Here is a 918-nt window from a genome sequence, read left to right as displayed (position 1 = left end):
AACAATGGTTAAGTCCTCGATCGATTAGTATTCGTCAGCTGCACGTGTCGCCACGCTTCCACCCCGAACCTATCTACCTCATCGTCTTTGAGGGATCTTACTTGCTTGCGCAATGGGAAATCTCATCTTGAGGGGGGCTTCGTGCTTAGATGCTTTCAGCACTTATCCCGGCCACACATAGCTACCCAGCGATGCCCCTGGCGGAACAACTGGTACACCAGCGGTGTGTCCATCCCGGTCCTCTCGTACTAAGGACAGCTCCTCTCAAATTTCCTGCGCCCGCGACGGATAGGGACCGAACTGTCTCACGACGTTCTGAACCCAGCTCGCGTACCGCTTTAATGGGCGAACAGCCCAACCCTTGGGACCGACTACAGCCCCAGGATGCGATGAGCCGACATCGAGGTGCCAAACCTCCCCGTCGATGTGGACTCTTGGGGGAGATAAGCCTGTTATCCCCGGGGTAGCTTTTATCCGTTGAGCGATGGCCCTTCCATGCGGAACCACCGGATCACTAAGCCCGTCTTTCGACCCTGCTCGACCTGTCCGTCTCGCAGTCAAGCTCCCTTGTGCCTTTACACTCTGCGAATGATTTCCAACCATTCTGAGGGAACCTTTGGGCGCCTCCGTTACTCTTTAGGAGGCGACCGCCCCAGTCAAACTGCCCGCCTGACACTGTCTCCCACCCCGATCAGGGGTGCGGGTTAGAAGTTCCATACAACCAGGGTAGTATCCCACCGACGCCTCCCCCGAAGCTGGCGCTCCGGGTTCTCTGGCTCCTACCTATGCTGTACAAGTTGCACCGAACTTCAATATCAGGCTACAGTAAAGCTCCACGGGGTCTTTCCGTCCTGTCGCGGGTAACCTGCATCTTCACAGGTACTATAATTTCACCGAGTCTCTCGTTGAGACAGTGCC

The 918-nt window shown here is 56.2% G+C and carries 1 rRNA gene; it reads right to left on the bottom strand.

Features of this window, described 5'->3' with window-relative positions:
* Window positions 1-4 precede the first annotated feature (4 nt).
* A 23S ribosomal RNA gene (locus EEX84_RS16420) occupies window positions 5-918 on the bottom strand; the annotation flags it as partial.

Origin of the sequence: Planococcus salinus (genome assembly GCF_003719725.1) — a bacterium.
Classification (GTDB): Bacteria; Bacillota; Bacilli; order Bacillales_A; family Planococcaceae; genus Planococcus; species Planococcus salinus.
The sequence above is the reverse complement of the archived record's forward strand: the minus strand, read 5'-3'. Positions and strand labels throughout refer to the sequence as shown.